Here is an 18124-nt window from a genome sequence, read left to right on the forward strand (position 1 = left end):
TCACCCGCCGCGCCAAATCTGCGAACCCTTCTCAATGTCCACGTCAGGGGTGTGGACACATGGACGGTGCGGCGTGGCGGGGCTATAGGCACGGTCGCCGCAGCAGGCTTTCGCCGCGCGCGCAGGGGCCCTGTGAGCCGCTGCGTCTGCCGCGCGAAGGCGCAACCGGATTGTCGGGCGGCGCTGACCAGAGGAACTCTCCATGCCGTCGATCGACAGCTTCAAGACCCGCCAGGACCTTTCCGTCGGGCGTAAGAAATACGCCTATTACAGCCTTCCCGCCGCCGAGGAAGCCGGTCTGACCGGGATTTCCCGCCTGCCCCGCTCGATGAAGGTGCTGCTGGAAAACCTGCTGCGCAATGAGGACGGCGTTTCCGTCACCGAAGACGACCTGAAGGCCGTCGCCGCCTGGGTCGAGAACAAGGGCTCGGTCGAGCACGAGATCGCCTTCCGTCCGGCCCGCGTGCTGATGCAGGACTTCACCGGCGTGCCCGCCGTGGTCGATCTGGCCGCCATGCGCGACGCCATGAGCGCCCTGGGCGCCGACGCCGCCAAGATCAACCCGCTGGTGCCGGTCGATCTGGTCATCGACCACTCGGTCATGGTCGACAACTTCGGCACGTCGAAAGCCTTCGGCCAGAACGTCGAGCGTGAATACGAGCGCAACATCGAACGCTACAACTTCCTGCGCTGGGGTTCGTCGGCCTTCAACAACTTCCGCGTCGTGCCGCCCGGCACCGGCATCTGCCACCAGGTGAACCTGGAGAACCTGGCCCAGACCGTCTGGACCCTGGACGAAGGCAAGAAGACGGTCGCCTATCCCGACACCGTCGTCGGCACCGACAGCCACACCACCATGATCAACGGCCTGGCCGTCCTGGGTTGGGGCGTGGGCGGCATCGAGGCCGAGGCGGCCATGCTGGGCCAGCCGATCCCCATGCTGATCCCCGAGGTCATCGGCTTCAAACTGACCGGCCGTCTGCCGGAAGGCGCCACCGCCACCGACCTGGTGCTGACCGTCACCCAGATGCTGCGCAAGAAGGGCGTGGTCGGCAAGTTCGTCGAATTCTTCGGCGACGCCCTGCCCAACATGACCATCGAGGACCAGGCGACCATCGCCAACATGGCCCCGGAATACGGCGCCACCTGCGGCTTCTTCCCCGTCTCGGCCGCCACCATCGGCTATCTGACCGCCACGGGCCGCGACAAGGCGCGCGTCGCCCTGGTCGAAGCCTACGCCAAGGCGCAAGGCCTGTGGATCGACGAGAATTCGGAAGATCCGGTCTTCACCGACGTGCTGGAACTGGACATCTCGACCGTAGTGCCGTCGCTGGCGGGCCCGAAGCGTCCGCAGGACCGCGTCGAACTGACCACCGCCGCCCCGGCCTTTGAAACCGCCCTGACCGACGTCTTCGCGCGCCCGGCCGACGCCCCGCGCGCCGAGGTCGAGGGTGAGAAGTTCACCGTCGGCGACGGCGACGTGGTCATCGCGGCCATCACTTCCTGCACCAACACCTCCAACCCGTCGGTGCTGATCGCCGCCGGTCTGGTGGCGCGCAAGGCCAATGCGCTGGGTCTGAAGGCCAAGCCCTGGGTCAAAACCTCGCTGGCCCCCGGATCGCAGGTCGTGACCGACTATCTGACCGACGCCGGCCTGCAAAAGGACCTGGATGCCCTGGGCTTCAACCTGGTCGGCTATGGCTGCACCACCTGCATCGGCAACTCGGGCCCGCTGGACCCGGCCATCTCCAAGGCGATCAACGACAACGCCCTGGTCGCGACCTCGGTCCTGTCGGGCAACCGCAACTTCGAAGGTCGCGTGAACCCCGACGTCCAGGCCAACTATCTGGCCTCGCCGCCGCTGGTCGTGGCCTACGCCATCGCCGGCTCGATGCGGATTGACATCACCAAGGATCCGATCGGTCAGGACAAGAAGGGCAACGACGTCTTCCTGAAGGACGTCTGGCCGACCACGCAGGAAATCGCCGACATCCAGCGCAAGTCCGTCACCCCGGCCATGTTCGCCAAACGCTACAAGGACGTGTTCAAGGGCGACAAGCACTGGCAGGCCATCAAGGTCACCGGCGGTCAGACCTATGAGTGGGACGACAGCTCGACCTACGTCGCCAACCCGCCCTATTTCGACGGCCTGTCGATGGACCTGACCCCGGTTCAGGACGTGGTCGAGGCGCGCGTTCTGGCCATCTTCGGCGACTCGATCACCACCGACCACATCAGCCCGGCCGGTTCGATCAAGAAGACCTCGCCCGCCGGCGTCTATCTGACCAACCACGGCGTCGAGGCGGCCGAGTTCAACAGCTACGGCGCCCGTCGCGGCAACCACGAAGTCATGATGCGCGGCACCTTCGCCAACATCCGCATCAAGAACCGCATCACGCCCGAGATCGAAGGCGGCGTGACCAAGCACTTCCCGTCGGGCGACACCATGTCGATCTATGACGCGGCCATGCGGTATCAGTCGGAAGGCCGCCCGCTGGTCGTCTTCGCCGGCAAGGAATACGGCACCGGCTCGTCGCGCGACTGGGCGGCGAAGGGCACGCGTCTGCTGGGCGTTCGCGCGGTCATCGCCGAGAGCTTCGAGCGCATCCACCGCTCCAACCTGGTCGGGATGGGTGTCGTGCCGCTGCAGTTCAAGCAGGACGGCTGGTTGAAGCTGGGCCTGACGGGCGAAGAGATCGTCACGATCCGCGGCCTGTCGGACGCCAACATCGGCAAGCTGAAGCCGCGTCAGGACCTGTGGGTCGAGTTGTTCCGCCCGTCGGACGGCAAGATGGCCCGCTTCCCGGTCCGCTGCCGCATCGATAACCAGACCGAGCTGGACTATCTGCTGGCCGGCGGCGTCATGCCTTATGTGCTGCGCAACCTGGCGCGCGGCCCGGAAACCGAGGCGCCGATCGCCGCCGAATAGGTCGCGGTTCGTCCAGACAAGAAAGAGGGCCGGCGGAGCGATCCGCCGGCCCTTTTCCGTTTGCCGAAAGGCGGTGGTCAGTCGGCGCTGACGACCACCAGCTTGCGGTTCACGAACTCCTTGATGCCGACATCGCCCAGCTCGCGGCCGAAGCCCGAGCGTTTGACGCCGCCGAACGGCAGTTCGGGCATGGATGTCGTGGTGGTGTTGATGAAGACCATGCCGGTCTCGATGCGCGAGGCCAGTTTGCGGGCGCGGTCGGTGTCGCCCGAGAAGATCGAGCCGCCCAGGCCGAAGTGGGAATCGTTGGCCAGAGCCACGACCGCATCGTCGTCCTCGACCACGAAGACCTGGGCCACCGGGCCGAAGAACTCCTGATAGAAGGCCGGGTTGTCGCGCGCGACGTCGGTCAGGACGGTCGGCTCGTAGAAGAAGCCGGTGCGGTCGGCGGGCTTGCCGCCGGTCACCGCCTTGGCGCCGTGCTGGATCGCCTCCTCGACCTGTTTGGTCAGGGTCTTCAGCGCATCCTCGGACGACAGCGGACCCAGGTCGGTGGCCTCGTCCAGCGGGTCGCCCATGACGGCGGTCTTCATGCCTTCAACGAAACCGGTGATGAAGGCGTCGGAGACCGACTTCTGGACTATGAAGCGTTTGGAGCCGGTGCAGACCTGTCCGGCGTTGGACAGGCGGCCTTCGACGCCCGCCGCGACCGCCTTTTCGACGTCGGCGTCGTCCAGCACCACGAAGACGTCGCTGCCGCCCAGTTCCAGCGTGGACTTCTTCAGCATTTCCGAGGCGCGGGCCGAGACCTTGGCGCCGGCGCCCTCCGATGCGGTCAGGGCCACGCCCTGGATGCGGTCGTCGCCGATCAGTTCGGCGACCTTGTCCGAGGAGATGTAGAGGTTGGCGACGAAGCCTTCGGGCGCGCCGGCCTCGCGCACCAGTTCGGCGAACCGGGCGGCGCAGCGGGGCACGATGCCCGCGTGCTTGTAGAGCACGGGATTGCCGACCGCGATGGCGGGAGCCACCACGCGGATCAGCTGATAGATCGGGAAGTTCCACGGCTCCACCGCCAGCAGCACGCCGATCGGGTGAAACTCGACCCAGGCCTCGCCCAGTTCGCTGTCGATCTTTTCGGGCTTGAGGAAGTCGGCGGCCTTCTCGGCATAGTAGGCGGCGATGCCGGCGCACAGATCGATCTCGCCCTGTCCCTGAGCCAGGGGCTTGCCCATCTCCTCGGCCATTGTGCGGGCCAGGTCGTCGCGGTTTTCGGTCAGAAGGCCCGACAGGGATTTCAGCACGGCGAGGCGCGGCTGGATGTCACCCTTCGACCAATCCGAATGGAAGAGGCTGTCAGCCTTGGCCAAGGCGGCCTCGACGGCGTCGTCGGTGTGTTCGGGATAGTCCTCGACCAGTTGTTCGGTGAAGGGATTGAGGGTGCGATAGGCCATGGGGCGTCCTGGGGCTTCGGTCGGACGCCCGGGGCGGCGCCGATCCGTTGTCAGGATGCCAACGCCTGCTGTGTGGGGCGGTTCAATCCATTTTCTACTCTAGCTTCACTCTAGCTTCAGGGCCTCGGCCAGCAGCCGGGCCTCGGGGGCGCGGCTGGAGCCGGCGCGCCAGGCGACGACGATCTCGCGGTGGGGCGGGGCGCCGTCGGCCTGGTTCTCGAAGGCGCGAATGGCGACGGAGGGGGTGTCGGCCAGTCCGGCCTGAACCGCCATCTTGGGCAGGAAGGAGACGCCGAGGCCCGAGCCGACCATTTGAACCAAGGTATGCAGGCTGGTGGCCGCAAAGAAGTCGTCGCCGCGCGGGGCCTCGATGTCCAGCGCCGCCAGAGCGTGGTCGCGCAGGCAATGGCCGTCCTCCAGCAGGATCAGATCCTCGGCCCGCAGCGAGCCGGGACGGATGGGGCCGGGCGCGGCCAGGGCATGGTCGGCGGGGGCGGCGGCCATGATCTCGTCATCGCCAATGCGGGCGTGGGCGATGCCCGGCGCATCATAGGGCAGGGCGATGACCGCCGCGTCGATCTGACCCGCCTTCAGCGCCGCGATCAGTCGGGGCGTCAGATCCTCGCGGATAAACAGCTTCAGGCTGGGATAGGCGGCCTTCACCGACGGTAGCTTGGCGGGCAGCAGGAAGGGGGCGACGGTGGGGATGACGCCCAGGCGGAAGCGGCCAGACAGCAGGCGGCCAGCGTTCTTGGCCGCCTCGACCAGATCCTCGGTGCGGGCCAGGACGTCCTCGGCGCGGCGAACGGCCTCCGCTCCGACGGCGGTCATGATCACGGCGCCGCGCGCGCGTTCGACCACCGGCGCGCCCAGGATGCGCTCAAGCTCCTGCACTCCGGCGCTGAGGGCGGGCTGGCTGACGTGGGCGGCCTCGGCGGCGCGCGAGAAGCTGCCGTGTTCGGCCAGGAGCTTGAGATACTGGAGCTGACGCAGGGTGGGGAGCATGGAAGCGAAATAGGCCCGTCCTATGCTGACGCCAAGGATAATCGATTGGCTTTATCTGTTTGACCTGTGTCGTATGACCCCATCATCTACAGGGCGATGAAAAATCGCTCGCCGTCGCGCGCCAGAGCAGCAGGGAGAAAACAGCATGACCGACGAAGCCAAATGCCCCTTTTCCGGCCGGACGCCCCGATCGGTCGCAGGCGGCGGCGTTCAGAACCGCGATTGGTGGCCCAACCAGCTGCGGGTCGATCTGCTGAACCAGCATTCGGCCAAGTCCGATCCGCTCGGCGAGTCGTTCGACTACCGCGAGGCCTTCTCCAAGCTGGACTACGAGGCACTGAAGGCGGATCTGCGCGCGCTGATGACGGACTCCAAGGACTGGTGGCCGGCCGACTTCGGCCATTACGGCCCGCAGTTCATCCGCATGGCCTGGCACAGCGCCGGCACCTATCGCGTCGGCGATGGTCGGGGCGGCGGCGGGCGGGGCCAGCAGCGGTTCGCCCCGCTGAACTCCTGGCCCGACAACGTAAATATCGACAAGTCGCGCCGCCTGCTGTGGCGGATTAAGCAGAAGTACGGCCAGGCCATCTCGTGGGCCGACCTGATGATCCTGACCGGGAACGTCGCGCTGGAGACGATGGGTTTCCGCACCTTCGGCTTCTCCGGCGGCCGCGCCGATACCTGGGAGCCGGATCAGGACGTCTACTGGGGTCGCGAGACAACCTGGCTGGGCGGCGACGAACGCTATGCCCACGGCTCGGACGGGGTGGTGAAGCCGGGCGACGAGGCTGTGCTGGTTTCGGACGATGACGCCGACGGCGACGAGCATACGCGCGATCTGGAGAACCCGCTGGCGGCCGTGCAGATGGGCCTGATCTACGTCAACCCGGAGGGCCCCGACGGCAACCCCGATCCGATCGCGGCAGCGCGCGACATCCGCGACACCTTCGCCCGGATGGCGATGAACGATGAGGAGACGGTCGCCCTGATCGCGGGCGGCCACACCTTCGGCAAGACGCACGGCGCGGGCCCGGCCGACCACGTCGGCGCAGAGCCGGAAGGCGACGGCCTGGAGGCGCAAGGCCTGGGTTGGACCTCCAGCTTCGGCACGGGGCACGGCGCCGACGCCATCACCAGCGGCCTGGAAGTCACCTGGACCCAGACCCCGGCCCAGTGGAGCAACTTCTATTTCGAGAACCTGTTCGGCTTCGAATGGGAGCTGGAGAAGTCCCCGGCGGGCGCGCATCAGTGGGTGGCCAAGGACGCGGGCGAGATCATCCCCGACGCCCACGATCCGGCCAAGAAGAAGCGGCCGACCATGCTGACGACCGACCTGTCGATGCGGTTCGACCCGGAATACGAGAAGATCTCGCGCCGGTTCCTGAATGATCCGGAAGCGTTCGCCGACGCCTTTGCGCGGGCCTGGTTCAAGCTGACGCACCGCGATCTGGGGCCGCGTTCGCGCTACGTCGGGCCGGAAGTCCCGAGCGAAGTCCTGTTGTGGCAGGATCCGGTGCCGGAGGTCGATCACCCGCTGATCGACGCGACGGACGCGGCGGCTCTGAAGGCCAAGGTGCTGGACTCGGGGCTGAGCACCGCCGAACTGGTGGGCACGGCCTGGGCCTCGGCCTCGACCTTCCGCGGCGGGGACAAGCGGGGCGGGGCCAACGGCGCCCGCATTCGCCTGGCGCCACAGAAGGATTGGGCCGTCAACCAGCCCGAACAGCTGCACCGGGTGTTGGAGACGCTGGAGCGCATCCAGACCGAGTTCAACCAGGCGCAGACGGGCGGCAAGAAGGTGTCACTGGCCGACCTGATCGTGCTGGCCGGCAATGCGGGCGTCGAGCAGGCGGCCAAGGCGGCGGGCCACGACGCCAGCGTGCCGTTCACGCCCGGCCGGACGGACGCCAGCCAGGCGGACACGGATGTCGAATCCTTCGGCTATCTGGAACCAGTCGCCGACGGCTTCCGCAACTTCCAGAAGGCGCGCTATGCCGTGCCGGCCGAGTCGCTGCTGATCGATCAGGCGCAGCGGCTGACGCTGACGGCGCCGGAGATGACGGTGCTGATCGGCGGCCTGCGAGCGATCAACATCAATACGGGCGGCGCGACGCATGGCGTGCTGACCGAGCGGCCCGGCGTGCTGTCCAACGATGTCTTCGTCAATCTGCTGGACATGGACGTGAAGTGGGCGGCGACCTCGGAGGCCAAGGACGTCTTCGAAGGCCGCGATCGCAAGACGGGCGAAGCCAAGTGGACCGGCACGCGTGTCGATCTGGTGTTCGGCTCCAACGCCGTGCTGCGCGCGCTGGCCGAGGTCTATGCCGGAGCCGACGCCGAAGGGAAGTTCGTCACGGACTTCGTGGCGGCCTGGACCAAGGTCATGGAGCTGGACCGGTTCGACCTGCACGGCTGAGTCGGGCAGAGACTGAAAAAGAAGAGGGCCGGGCGCGTCGCAGCGTCCGGCCTTTTCTTCGTGCGGATCAGCGCAGCTTGATCTCGAACAGCTGCGGCCAGCGTTTGCCGGTGACGAACAGGCGTTTGCCCGCCGCGTCCCAGGCGATGCCGTTCAGGACGTCGTCGTTGGGGTCGAGGTTCTCGCCCTTGGGGACCAGGGCGGTCAGATCGATGAAGGCCTTGACCACGCCGGTCTCGGGATCGATGCGCGCGATGCGGTTGTCCTGCCAGATATTGGCGAAGACCTCGCCGTCGATCCATTCCAGCTCGTTGATCTGATCCAGCGGCCGGCCGTCGGCGGTGACGGAGACGCGGCCGGTCTCGGCCAGGGTCTCGGGATCGAGGAAGCGCAGCTGATCGGTGCCGTCGCTCATGATCAGACGGCGGCCGTCGGTGGTCAGGGCCCAGCCCTCGCCCGGATAGGAAAAGCCGCCCAGAGGCGAGAAATCGTCCAGCTTCCAGATGAAGCCGATGTGGTTGCGCCAGGTCAGGCTGTAGAGCTTGCCGTTCAGCGTGGTCATGCCCTCGCCGAAATAGATGGTCGGCAGGTCGCGCTGACGCTCTACGCGGCCGGTCTCCAGATCGACCTTGCGGATGAAGGACGGGTAAAGGCCCGTGCTCTCGTAAAGGCCGCCGTCATGGAAGAAGAGGCCTTCGGTGAAGGCCCCCGTGTCGTGCGGATAGGCCCGCACGACCTCATAAGTTTGGACCGGGACTTCGGCCCCGACCGGCAGGGCGACGCCTGTCGTCAGCAGCAGGCCGGCGACGAGGCCGGCGAGCCGGGACGACAGGCCCGTCATGAGGCTCAGCCCCGCTCGGCGGCGGCTTCGGCCTCGGCCTTTTGGGCGCGGGCCTCTGCGGCGTTCGCCTCGCTGCGGGCCAGTTCGGCCTTTTCCTTCTTGGATGCGGATCGACGACCCAGCATGTTCAACGCCTCAACACCGGCCGAGAAGGCCATGGCCGCATAGATATAGCCCTTGGGCACATGATAGCCGAAGCCGTCGGCGATCAACACCATGCCGATCATCAGCAGGAAGCCGAGCGCCAGCATGACGACGCTGGGGTTCTTGTTGATGAAGTTGGCCAAGGGGTCGGCGGCCAGCAGCATGACGGTCACGGCGACCAGGACGGCGACGACCATGATCGGCAGGTGCTCGGTCATGCCGACGGCGGTCAGGATCGAGTCGATCGAGAAGACGATGTCCAACAGGATGATCTGGAAGATGGCCGCGCCGGCGTTGGCGATGACCACGTCCTTCTTGTCCATGACATCGTGGCTGGGCGTGGGATCGACCGTGTGGTGGATCTCCTTGGTCGCCTTCCAGACCAGGAACAGACCGCCCGCGATCAGGATCAGGTCCTTCCAGGAAAACTCATTGCCCATGACGGTGAAGACCGGCTGCACCAGGCCGACTAGCCAGGCGATGATCGACAGCAGGGCCAAGCGCATGATCAAAGCCAGGCCGATACCGATGCGCCGCACCTTCTGGCGCTGATGCTCGGGCAGTTTGTTCGACAGGATCGAGATGAAGATCAGGTTGTCGATGCCGAGCACGACCTCCATCACGATGAGGGTCACCAATGCGGCCCAGGCGGCCGGATCGGAGAGCAGGGGGGTTATGCTGTCGAGCATCGGGGTTCCTGGTGGAGGATAAAGCTTGAGCGGAAATCGCTAGGGCCGACGCAGGTTCCGATCAAGCGATGGGGTGCGGCGTCATGGTCGCACCCCCCTTTGGCGCAGTCGCCCTTCCTAGGCTGTGTGGAAGGAAACGGCGGCGCGCTCTCGCCCTGCGGCATCGGCGCGCCTTCACGCAATGTTGCGAGCGGCGAAACCCCGTGCTATCAGGCGCCCGGCTTGAAGGGGGCGTATTTACGGATACGGCCTCCGTCGTGCTTTCCGTAAGCATTTCAAGCTTTTGACCGTTGCGAGCCTCGCAGTCGGTTGCGACCCTGACACAACGACCTCGGACCCTAATCAGTGGCTGATGATTTCAGAACGACGGAAGTCGGCGATCGCTACGCACAGGCGCTGTTCGACCTGGCGCTGGAAACCGGCCGCCTGGACGCCGTCCGCGCCGACCTGAAGTCGCTGAAGGCGGCCTGGACCGAAAGCGCCGACCTGCGTCGCCTGGCCACATCGCCCGTCATCGCCGCGCCCGATCAGGCCAAGGGTCTGGTCGCCATCGCCGCCAAGGCCAAGTTCGAGCAGACCACGACCAACTTCCTGGGCCTGCTGTCGCAGAACGGCCGCGCCAGGGACCTGCCGGCCGTGATCGCCGGGTTTGAGGCCCGCTACGCCAAACACGCCGGCGTCGTCGCCGCCGAGGTCGTCTCGGCCCAGCCGCTGGACGCCAAACAGGTCGCCGCCATCACCGCCGCCCTGTCCAAGAGCCTGGGCAAGGCGCCGGAACTGACCGCACGCGTCGATCCGTCGATCCTGGGCGGCCTGAAGGTCAAGGTGGGCTCGAAACTGTTCGACGCCTCGCTGAAGACCAAGCTCGACCAGATGAAGTTCGCCCTGAAACGAGCCTAGACGCGTTTCAGAAACCAAAATGTTGCGCGCCTAAACGCGCTCCCGCCACCCAGAATGCGCGCCTGAACGGCGCACCCGCAGAAGACTGAAGAACAGAGAGCCCGTCATGGACATCCGCGCCGCTGAAATCTCGGCCATCCTCAAGTCGCAGATCGCCAACTTCGGCGTCGAAGCCGATGTCTCCGACGTCGGCAGCGTGCTGTCGGTCGGCGACGGCATCGCCCGCATCCATGGTCTGGACAACGTCCAGGCCGGTGAAATGGTCGAGTTCACCAAGGCCGGCGTGAAGGGCATGGCCCTGAACCTGGAACGCGACAACGTGGGCGCCGTGATCTTCGGCGCCGACGCCGCCATCGCCGAGGGCGACGACGTGCGCCGCCTGGGCGAGATCGTGGACGTGCCGGTCGGCCGTGGCCTGCTGGGCCGCGTCGTCAACCCGCTGGGCGAGCCGATCGACGGCAAGGGCCCGATCGAGTTCACCCAGCGCCGCCGCGTGGACGTCAAGGCGCCCGGCATCATCCCGCGCAAGTCGGTTCACGAGCCGATGCAGACCGGCCTGAAGGCCATCGACACCCTGATCCCCGTCGGCCGCGGCCAGCGCGAGCTGATCATCGGCGACCGTCAGGTCGGCAAGACCGCCGTCGCCATCGACACCATCCTGAACCAGAACAGCGTCAACAAGACCGACGACGAGAGCGCCAAGCTCTACTGCATCTACGTCGCCATCGGTCAGAAGCGTTCGACGGTCGCTCAGATCGTCAAGACCCTCGAAGAGTCGGGCGCGCTGGAATACACGATCGTCGTGGCCTGCACCGCCTCGGAGCCCGCCCCGCTGCAGTTCCTGGCCCCGTTCGCCGGCACCGCCATGGGCGAGTTCTTCCGCGACAACGGCATGCACGCCCTGATCGTCTATGACGACCTGTCGAAACAGGCCGTCGCCTATCGCCAGATGTCGCTGCTGCTGCGCCGTCCGCCCGGCCGTGAAGCCTATCCGGGCGACGTCTTCTACCTGCACAGCCGCCTGCTGGAGCGCTCGGCCAAGCTGAACGAGGATTACGGTTCGGGCTCGATGACCGCCCTGCCGATCATCGAAACCCAGGCCAATGACGTTTCGGCCTACATCCCCACCAACGTGATCTCGATCACCGACGGCCAGATCTTCCTGGAGTCGGACCTGTTCTATCAGGGCATCCGTCCGGCCGTGAACGTCGGCATCTCGGTGTCGCGCGTAGGCTCCTCGGCCCAGACCAAGGCGATGAAGAAGGTCGCCGGTTCGATCAAGGGCGAGCTGGCCCAGTATCGCGAGATGGCCGCCTTCGCCAAGTTCGGCTCGGACCTGGACGCCTCGACCCAGAAGCTGCTGGCGCGCGGCGCCCGCCTGACGGAACTGCTGAAGCAGCCGCAGTATTCGCCGCTGGCGATGGAAGAGCAGGTCGTCTCGGTCTACGCCGGCACGCGCGGCTATATCGACGGCATCGCGGTCGGCGACGTCGGCCGCTTCGAGAAGGAGCTGCTGGCGCGCATCCATGCGAACCACGCGTCGCTGCTGGAAGGCATCCGCACCAAGAAGGACCTGACCTCGGACCTCGAAGCCGAGCTGAAGGACATCCTGGCCGCCTTCGTCAAGACCTTCGCCTGAGCCCCTCCGGACAGCTGAGAGAGTAGCGCCGGATGGCCAGCCTTAAGGAAATGCGCAATCGGATCGGAAGCGTGAAAGCCACGCAGAAGATCACGAAAGCCATGCAGATGGTCGCCGCGGCCAAGCTGAAGCGCGCCCAGGATCAGGCCGAGAGCGCCCGGCCCTATGCGCAGAAGATGGCCTCGGTCATCGCCAATCTGGCCGCCGGCGTCTCGGGCGCCGACGCGCCCAAGATGCTGTCGGGCACGGGCCAGGACCAGCGTCACCTGATCGTGGTGGCGACGGCGGACAAGGGTCTGGCGGGCGGTTTTTCGACCAACGTCATCCGCGCCGCGCGCGAGCGGATCAACAGCCTGATCAACGCCGGCAAGGACGTGAAGATCATCGCCGTCGGCAAGAAGTCGCGCGATCAGCTGGCGCGTCTGTACGGCGACAAGGTGGTTCACACCTTCGAACTGTCGGACCACAAGACGATCGGCCTGCCGTCCGCCCAGCCGGTCGCCGAAATGATCGCCACGGCGTTCGAAGAGGGCCAGGCCGATGTGGTCACCCTGTTCTACAGCCAGTTCAAGTCGGTGATCCAACAGGTCCCGACGGCCAAGCAGCTCATCCCGGCCGTGGTCGAGGGCGATGCCGCGCCGATCGACCTGAACGGCGCGGTCTATGAGTACGAGCCTTCGGAAGAGGAAATCCTGGAAACCCTGTTGCCGCGTGCGCTGACGACCCAGATCCTGGCCGCGCTGTACGAGAACCAGGCCGGCTTCTTCGGCTCGCAGATGGCGGCGATGGACAACGCGACGCGCAATGCGGGCGACCTCATCAACGCCCTGACGCTGCAGTACAACCGCAAGCGTCAAGCCCAGATCACCACCGAGCTGATCGAGATCATCGCTGGCGCCGAAGCCCTCTGATCCCGACCGAACAGACATTCCGATACGGACCCCAACCATGACCGACACCGTCGCCCCCCCCGCCGCCAAGAAACCCGCCGCCCGCAAGCCCGCCGCCGCCAAGGCCGCTGCGGCCGCCGCGCCCGTCAACGTCTCCGGCACGGGCAAGATCGCCCAGGTCATCGGCGCCGTCGTCGACGTCGAGTTCGACGGCCACCTGCCGGCGATCCTGAACGCCCTGCACACCCAGAACGTCGACCAGAAGACGGGCGAGCCCTTCACCCTGGTGCTGGAAGTCGCCCAGCACCTGGGTGAGAACATGGTCCGCGCCATCTCGATGGACACGACCGAAGGCCTGACGCGCGGCCAGCCCGTGACCGACACCGGTTCGTCGATCCAGGCCCCCGTCGGCCCCGGCACCCTGGGCCGCATCATGAACGTCGTCGGCCAGCCGATCGACGAAGCCGGCCCGATCGCCACCACCGAATACCGCCCGATCCACAAGGAAGCGCCCAGCTTCGAAGAGCAGTCGACCTCGTCGGAAATCCTGGTCACGGGCATTAAGGTCATCGACCTGATGTGCCCCTACACCAAGGGCGGCAAGATCGGCCTGTTCGGCGGCGCCGGCGTGGGCAAGACCGTGACCATGCAGGAGCTGATCAACAACATCGCCAAGGCGTACGGCGGTTATTCGGTTCTGGCCGGCGTGGGCGAGCGCACCCGCGAAGGCAACGACCTGTATCACGAGATGATCGAGTCCAACGTGAACGTGGACCCGTCCAAGAACGGCGGCTCAACCGAGGGCTCCAAGTGCGCCCTGGTCTACGGCCAGATGAACGAGCCCCCCGGCGCCCGCGCCCGCGTCGCCCTGACCGGCCTGTCGATCGCGGAATACTTCCGTGACGAGGAAGGCAAGGACGTGCTGCTGTTCGTCGACAACATCTTCCGCTTCACCCAAGCCGGTTCGGAAGTGTCGGCTCTGCTGGGCCGCATCCCCTCGGCCGTGGGCTATCAGCCGACGCTGGCCACCGAGATGGGCAACCTGCAAGAGCGCATCACCTCGACCAAGAAGGGTTCGATCACCTCGGTCCAGGCCATCTACGTGCCCGCCGACGACCTGACCGACCCGGCGCCCGCCGCCTCGTTCGCCCACCTAGACGCCACGACGGTTCTGAGCCGCGACATCGCCGCCCAGGCCATCTTCCCGGCCGTCGATCCGCTGGACTCGACCTCGCGGATCATGGACCCGCTGGTCATCGGTGACGAACACTACAACGTCGCCCGTTCGGTTCAGGAAGTGCTGCAGCAGTACAAGGGACTGAAGGACATCATCGCCATCCTGGGCATGGACGAGCTGTCGGAAGAGGACAAGCTGGTCGTGTCCCGCGCCCGCAAGATCCAACGCTTCCTGTCTCAGCCCTTCTTCGTGGCCGAACAGTTCACCAACTCGCCCGGCAAGTTCGTCGAGCTGGCCGACACGATCCGCTCGTTCAAGGGCATCGTCGCCGGTGAATACGACCACCTGCCGGAAGCCGCCTTCTACATGGTCGGCTCCATCGAAGAGGCCGTCGCCAAGGCCGAGAAGATGGCGTCGGAAGCCTGATCATGGCCGGCAAGCTGAACTTCTCCCTCGTCTCGCCGGAACGCGAGGTCTTCTCGGGCCTCGTGGACCAGGTCGATGCACCGGGCGTCGAGGGCGACTTCGGCGTTCTGCCGGACCACGCGCCCTTCATGACCGCCCTGCGCGAGGGTCTGGTGACCGTCTATAACAACGGCTCAAAGACCCAGTACGACGTCCACGGCGGTTTCGCCGACGTGAACGGCGAAGGCCTCACCATCCTGGCCGAACAGGCTACCGAGGTCGTCGCGGCCTGATCTTGGCTAAGGATCGAACGATTTGAGGCCTCCCGTTTCGGCGGGAGGCCTTTTTCGTGGGCGGCGGGCGCGCTAGGACCTGCCCATGACCGATCTCATCGACATCCACGGCGTCTGCGCAGCCGGTTTCGAGACCGTGCGCGAGGCGTTCGCCGCCAACTTCACCGCCGCGCCCGAGGGGCTGAACGAGCAGGCGGCGCGGTTCAGCGTGCTGGTCGAGGGCGAGACGGTCGTCGATCTGTGGGCGGGCCATGCGGATACGGCCAGGACCACGCCGTTCACCGACACCACCCTGACCTCGGTGTTTTCGACCGGCAAGGCGGTGATGGCCATCCTGATGGCGAGCGCGGTCGAGGCCGGGCAGATCGACTATGACCAGACGGTCGCCTCGCTGTGGCCCGAGTTCGGGGCGGCGGGCAAGGCGGAGGTCACCGTGGCCCAGCTGATGAGCCACCAGTCGGGGCTGCCGGGCTTTTCAGAGGCGGTCGATCCGACGATCTGGTTCGACGTGTCCGCAGTTCTGTCGCGTCTGGCGGCCCAGGCGCCGATGTGGGCGCCGGGTTCAGCGTCGGGCTACCACCCGATCACCGTCGGCTATCTGGCCAATGAGGTCTATCGCCGCGCGACCGGACGGACGATGGGCCAGGCGCTGCGCCAGGACTTCCCGGAGCTGGACCTGTGGATCGGCCTGCCCGAAAGCGAACACGGGAGGGTGGCGCAGATGCGCAAACCCACGGCGGCCCCCAGCCTGGGGACCATCGATCCGATCAAACAGGCGGCCTTCCTGGATCGCGGCTCGGCGCCGGGCGGGCGCGGCTCGGCGGCCTGGCGCGAGATGGAGATCCCGTCGGCCAATCTGCACGGCACGGCCCTGGGGCTGGCGAAGATGCTGGGCGTGGTCGCCAATGGCGGCGTGCTGGACGGCCGGTCGGTGCTGTCGGCGGGAACGCTGGATCAGCTGACGCGCGAGCGTATCCACGGGCCGGACAAGGTGCTGCCCTATACGATCAGCTGGGCGGCGGGGCTGATGCGCAATGACGGGCTGAAGGTCTTCGGGTCCAACGAAGCCTTCGGCCATTACGGCTGGGGCGGGTCGATGGCCATGGCCGATCCGTCGCGGAAGCTGTCGGCGGCCTATGTGATGACGCGCCAGTCGCCGCACCTGATCGGCGATCCTCGGGCGAGGCGTCTGCTGGAGGCGCTCTACGCCGCCGTCTAGACCGTCTTGGACAGGGCGACGGCGCGCTTGGCGGCGCGGCTGCGATTGAAGGCGGCCAGGGCGAAGACGCCGGCGCCGGCCCAGATGAAGACGAAGGAGACGATCCGCAGCAGGGTCAGCGGCTCGCCGGTCGCGACGCCGCAGGCGAACTGCAGCGTCGGGGCCAGGAACTGGATGAAGCCGACCGTGGACAGGGGCAGACGCCGCGCCGACCAGGCGAACAGCGCCAGCGGGATCACGGTCGCCGGGCCGTTCACCAGCGCCCAGATCAGACCGGACGGCGAGGCGAACCCGACCGCCTGACCGTGGGTGGTCAACCAGGCCAGGAAGACCGCACCGATGGGCAGCAGCACCAGACATTCCACGAACAGCCCGGTCTGGGCCGAGGCGGGCACGCGCTTACGGATCACCGCATAGGCGCAGAAGGTAACGGCCAGGGTCAGGCCGATGATCGGCACATGCCCGAGGGCGATCGTCTGGATCACGACCCCGATGGCGGCCAGACCGATGGCCAGCGCGCTCCAGCGGTCGATCTTCTCGCGGAACAGCACGGCGCCGGCCGCCATGTTCAGCAGGGGATTGATATAGTAGCCGAGGCTGGCCTCCAGCGTCGCATGATGGGTGGTGGCGAAGACGTAGAGGCTCCAGTTGGTGCCGATCAACAGCGCGGACAGGGCCAGCCAGGCCAGGGTGCGCGGCGTGGCCAGCACCCGGCGCGCCTCGCCCCATTGCCCGGCCAGCAGCAGGACCAGGCCCGCCACGAAGACCGACCAGACCGCCCGGTGCGCCAGGATTTCTGGCGCGCCGAAGCCGTGCGCCGACATCGCCATGAACAACAGCGGCAGCAACCCCCACAGGGTGTAGCAGGCGATAGCCGTGCCGACGGCGCGCGGGTCGTTGGGAGAGGGGGAGGCGGTCATGGGGTCCTTCATCCCCGCCATCATCCTCGGGTTTGACCCGAGGATCGGGCGCGGCGGGCGCCTGTGCGTCGCTCGTTCGCACCAGCGGCGGAGCATCCGGTCCTCGGGTCAAGCCCGAGGATGACGGGGTGGAGCGTCAGACCGTGATCGAACGATATCCCGACGACGACTTGATCACGCCCGTCTCGTCCAGAAGCTGGGCGATCTGGACGGCGTTCAAGGCGGCGCCCTTGCGCAGGTTGTCGGACACGACCCAAAGGTTCAGGCCGTTCTCGACGGTCGGGTCCTTGCGGATGCGGCTGACATAGACGGCGTGTTCGCTGGCGGCGTCGACGGGGGTGATGTAGCCGTCGTGCTCCTGCTTATCGATGACCAGCACGCCGGGCGCCTCGCGCAGGATGGCGCGGGCCTCGTCGGGTTCGATGGGGCGGTCGAACTGGACGTTCACGGCCTCGGAGTGACCCACGAAGACCGGCACGCGCACGCAGGTGACGGTGACCTGGATGTCGGGGTCCAGCATCTTGTGCGTCTCGTCCGACATCTTCTTCTCCTCGTCGGTGGAGCCGTCCTCGAGGAAGGAACCGATGTAGGGGATGACGTTGAAGGCGATCTGTTTGGGGAACTTCTTGGGCGTGGCGTCGCCCAGGCCGTAGATGGCCTTGGTCTGGTTCCACAGCTCGTCCATGCCTTCCTTGCCGGCGCCGGACACCGACTGATAGGTCGAGACGACCACCCGCTTGATCTTGGCCGCATCGTGCAGCGGCTTCAGCGCCGTCACCAGCTGAATGGTCGAGCAGTTGGGGTTGGCGATGATGTTCTTCTTGGTCGCGTCCTTGATGGCGTCCGGGTTCACCTCGGGCACGATCAGCGGCACGTCGGGGTCCTTGCGGAAGGCCGAGGAGTTGTCGATCACGATGGGGCCGGCCTTGCCGATCTTCTCGGACCATTCCTTGGACACCGCGCCGCCGGCGGACATCAGGACGATATCGACCTTTGAGAAGTCGAACTGCTCGATGTCCTGGCATTTGACGGTCTTGTCGCCGAAGGAGACCTCGACGCCCTTGGACTTGCGCGAGGCGATGGCGTGGATTTCATCGACGGGGAATTCCAGCTCCTCGAGGATGTTCAGCATTTCGCGGCCCACATTGCCCGTGGCCCCGACGATGGCGACGCGATAACCCATGTTTCTTGTCCTTCGGACGCGCT

At 66.5% G+C, this 18124-nt stretch carries 14 protein-coding genes; 8 read left to right on the forward strand and 6 right to left on the reverse strand.

The window, feature by feature from the left end:
- Positions 1-202 precede the first annotated feature (202 nt).
- Positions 203-2929 (forward strand): aconitate hydratase AcnA, encoded by a 2727-nt coding sequence (gene acnA, locus E7T10_RS02565; protein ID WP_137720594.1) that lies wholly within the window; start codon positions 203-205, stop codon positions 2927-2929.
- A gap of 77 nt (positions 2930-3006) precedes the next feature.
- Here acnA and E7T10_RS02570 read toward each other — a convergent pair whose 3' ends face one another.
- Both E7T10_RS02570 and E7T10_RS02575 read right to left on the reverse strand, forming a co-directional pair.
- Positions 3007-4380: an NAD-dependent succinate-semialdehyde dehydrogenase gene (locus E7T10_RS02570; RefSeq protein ID WP_137720595.1), complete on the reverse strand. Its 1374-nt coding sequence runs from the start codon at positions 4378-4380 to the stop codon at positions 3007-3009.
- Between the two features lie 105 nt (positions 4381-4485).
- Positions 4486-5385, reverse strand: coding sequence for a hydrogen peroxide-inducible genes activator (locus E7T10_RS02575; protein WP_137720596.1), 900 nt, complete (start codon positions 5383-5385; stop codon positions 4486-4488).
- Between the two features lie 145 nt (positions 5386-5530).
- Here E7T10_RS02575 and katG point away from each other — a divergent pair, with 145 nt between their 5' ends.
- Positions 5531-7801: a catalase/peroxidase HPI gene (gene katG / locus E7T10_RS02580; RefSeq protein WP_137720597.1), complete on the forward strand. Its 2271-nt coding sequence runs from the start codon at positions 5531-5533 to the stop codon at positions 7799-7801.
- Between the two features lie 67 nt (positions 7802-7868).
- Here the strand turns inward: katG and E7T10_RS02585 are convergent, their stop codons facing one another.
- Together E7T10_RS02585 and E7T10_RS02590 are read right to left on the reverse strand one after the other, a co-directional pair.
- Positions 7869-8642: a glutaminyl-peptide cyclotransferase gene (locus E7T10_RS02585; RefSeq protein WP_137720598.1), complete on the reverse strand. Its 774-nt coding sequence runs from the start codon at positions 8640-8642 to the stop codon at positions 7869-7871.
- 5 nt (positions 8643-8647) lie between these two features.
- Positions 8648-9475 (reverse strand): TerC family protein, encoded by an 828-nt coding sequence (locus E7T10_RS02590; protein ID WP_137720599.1) that lies wholly within the window; start codon positions 9473-9475, stop codon positions 8648-8650.
- Between the two features lie 345 nt (positions 9476-9820).
- On the opposite strand from E7T10_RS02590, the gene E7T10_RS02595 reads away from it, so the two are divergent.
- From E7T10_RS02595 to E7T10_RS02620, 6 genes are all read left to right on the forward strand, one after another.
- Positions 9821-10375, forward strand: a complete 555-nt coding sequence (locus E7T10_RS02595) for a F0F1 ATP synthase subunit delta (RefSeq protein WP_137720600.1) — start codon at positions 9821-9823, stop codon at positions 10373-10375.
- Between the two features lie 106 nt (positions 10376-10481).
- A complete protein-coding gene (gene atpA / locus E7T10_RS02600) occupies positions 10482-12014 on the forward strand; it encodes a F0F1 ATP synthase subunit alpha (protein ID WP_137720601.1) in 1533 nt (510 codons plus the stop codon).
- A 32-nt stretch (positions 12015-12046) separates the two neighbouring features.
- Positions 12047-12925 (forward strand): F0F1 ATP synthase subunit gamma, encoded by an 879-nt coding sequence (locus E7T10_RS02605; protein ID WP_045809980.1) that lies wholly within the window; start codon positions 12047-12049, stop codon positions 12923-12925.
- A 37-nt stretch (positions 12926-12962) separates the two neighbouring features.
- On the forward strand, positions 12963-14507 hold the full coding sequence (gene atpD / locus E7T10_RS02610; RefSeq protein WP_137720602.1) for a F0F1 ATP synthase subunit beta: 1545 nt from the start codon (positions 12963-12965) through the stop codon (positions 14505-14507).
- A 2-nt stretch (positions 14508-14509) separates the two neighbouring features.
- On the forward strand, positions 14510-14779 hold the full coding sequence (locus E7T10_RS02615; RefSeq protein ID WP_039243854.1) for an ATP synthase F1 subunit epsilon: 270 nt from the start codon (positions 14510-14512) through the stop codon (positions 14777-14779).
- An 85-nt stretch (positions 14780-14864) separates the two neighbouring features.
- On the forward strand, positions 14865-15998 hold the full coding sequence (locus E7T10_RS02620; protein WP_137720603.1) for a serine hydrolase domain-containing protein: 1134 nt from the start codon (positions 14865-14867) through the stop codon (positions 15996-15998).
- Here the strand turns inward: E7T10_RS02620 and rarD are convergent.
- Both rarD and E7T10_RS02630 read right to left on the reverse strand, forming a co-directional pair.
- A complete protein-coding gene (gene rarD / locus E7T10_RS02625) occupies positions 15995-16918 on the reverse strand; it encodes an EamA family transporter RarD (protein ID WP_210416139.1) in 924 nt (307 codons plus the stop codon). The genes E7T10_RS02620 and rarD overlap by 4 nt on opposite strands.
- 136 nt (positions 16919-17054) lie before the next feature.
- The gene (locus E7T10_RS02630) at positions 17055-18101 is read right to left on the reverse strand and encodes an aspartate-semialdehyde dehydrogenase (protein ID WP_137720605.1); all 1047 of its coding nucleotides are present in this window, start codon (positions 18099-18101) and stop codon (positions 17055-17057) included.
- Between the last annotated feature and the right edge of the window lie 23 nt (positions 18102-18124).

Source organism: Brevundimonas sp. SGAir0440 (assembly GCF_005484585.1).
Classification (GTDB): Bacteria; Pseudomonadota; Alphaproteobacteria; order Caulobacterales; family Caulobacteraceae; genus Brevundimonas.

Coding starts and splice junctions, on each gene's coding strand:
- E7T10_RS02605 (WP_045809980.1), top strand. CDS start 12,047: ATGGCCAGCCTTAAGGAAATGCGCAATCGGATCGGAAGCGTGAAAGCC.
- E7T10_RS02620 (WP_137720603.1), top strand. CDS start 14,865: ATGACCGATCTCATCGACATCCACGGCGTCTGCGCAGCCGGTTTCGAG.
- E7T10_RS02590 (WP_137720599.1), bottom strand. CDS start 9,475: ATGCTCGACAGCATAACCCCCCTGCTCTCCGATCCGGCCGCCTGGGCC.
- E7T10_RS02615 (WP_039243854.1), top strand. CDS start 14,510: ATGGCCGGCAAGCTGAACTTCTCCCTCGTCTCGCCGGAACGCGAGGTC.
- acnA (WP_137720594.1), top strand. CDS start 203: ATGCCGTCGATCGACAGCTTCAAGACCCGCCAGGACCTTTCCGTCGGG.
- atpA (WP_137720601.1), top strand. CDS start 10,482: ATGGACATCCGCGCCGCTGAAATCTCGGCCATCCTCAAGTCGCAGATC.
- E7T10_RS02630 (WP_137720605.1), bottom strand. CDS start 18,101: ATGGGTTATCGCGTCGCCATCGTCGGGGCCACGGGCAATGTGGGCCGC.
- E7T10_RS02570 (WP_137720595.1), bottom strand. CDS start 4,380: ATGGCCTATCGCACCCTCAATCCCTTCACCGAACAACTGGTCGAGGAC.
- rarD (WP_210416139.1), bottom strand. CDS start 16,918: ATGACCGCCTCCCCCTCTCCCAACGACCCGCGCGCCGTCGGCACGGCT.
- atpD (WP_137720602.1), top strand. CDS start 12,963: ATGACCGACACCGTCGCCCCCCCCGCCGCCAAGAAACCCGCCGCCCGC.
- E7T10_RS02585 (WP_137720598.1), bottom strand. CDS start 8,642: ATGACGGGCCTGTCGTCCCGGCTCGCCGGCCTCGTCGCCGGCCTGCTG.
- E7T10_RS02575 (WP_137720596.1), bottom strand. CDS start 5,385: ATGCTCCCCACCCTGCGTCAGCTCCAGTATCTCAAGCTCCTGGCCGAA.
- katG (WP_137720597.1), top strand. CDS start 5,531: ATGACCGACGAAGCCAAATGCCCCTTTTCCGGCCGGACGCCCCGATCG.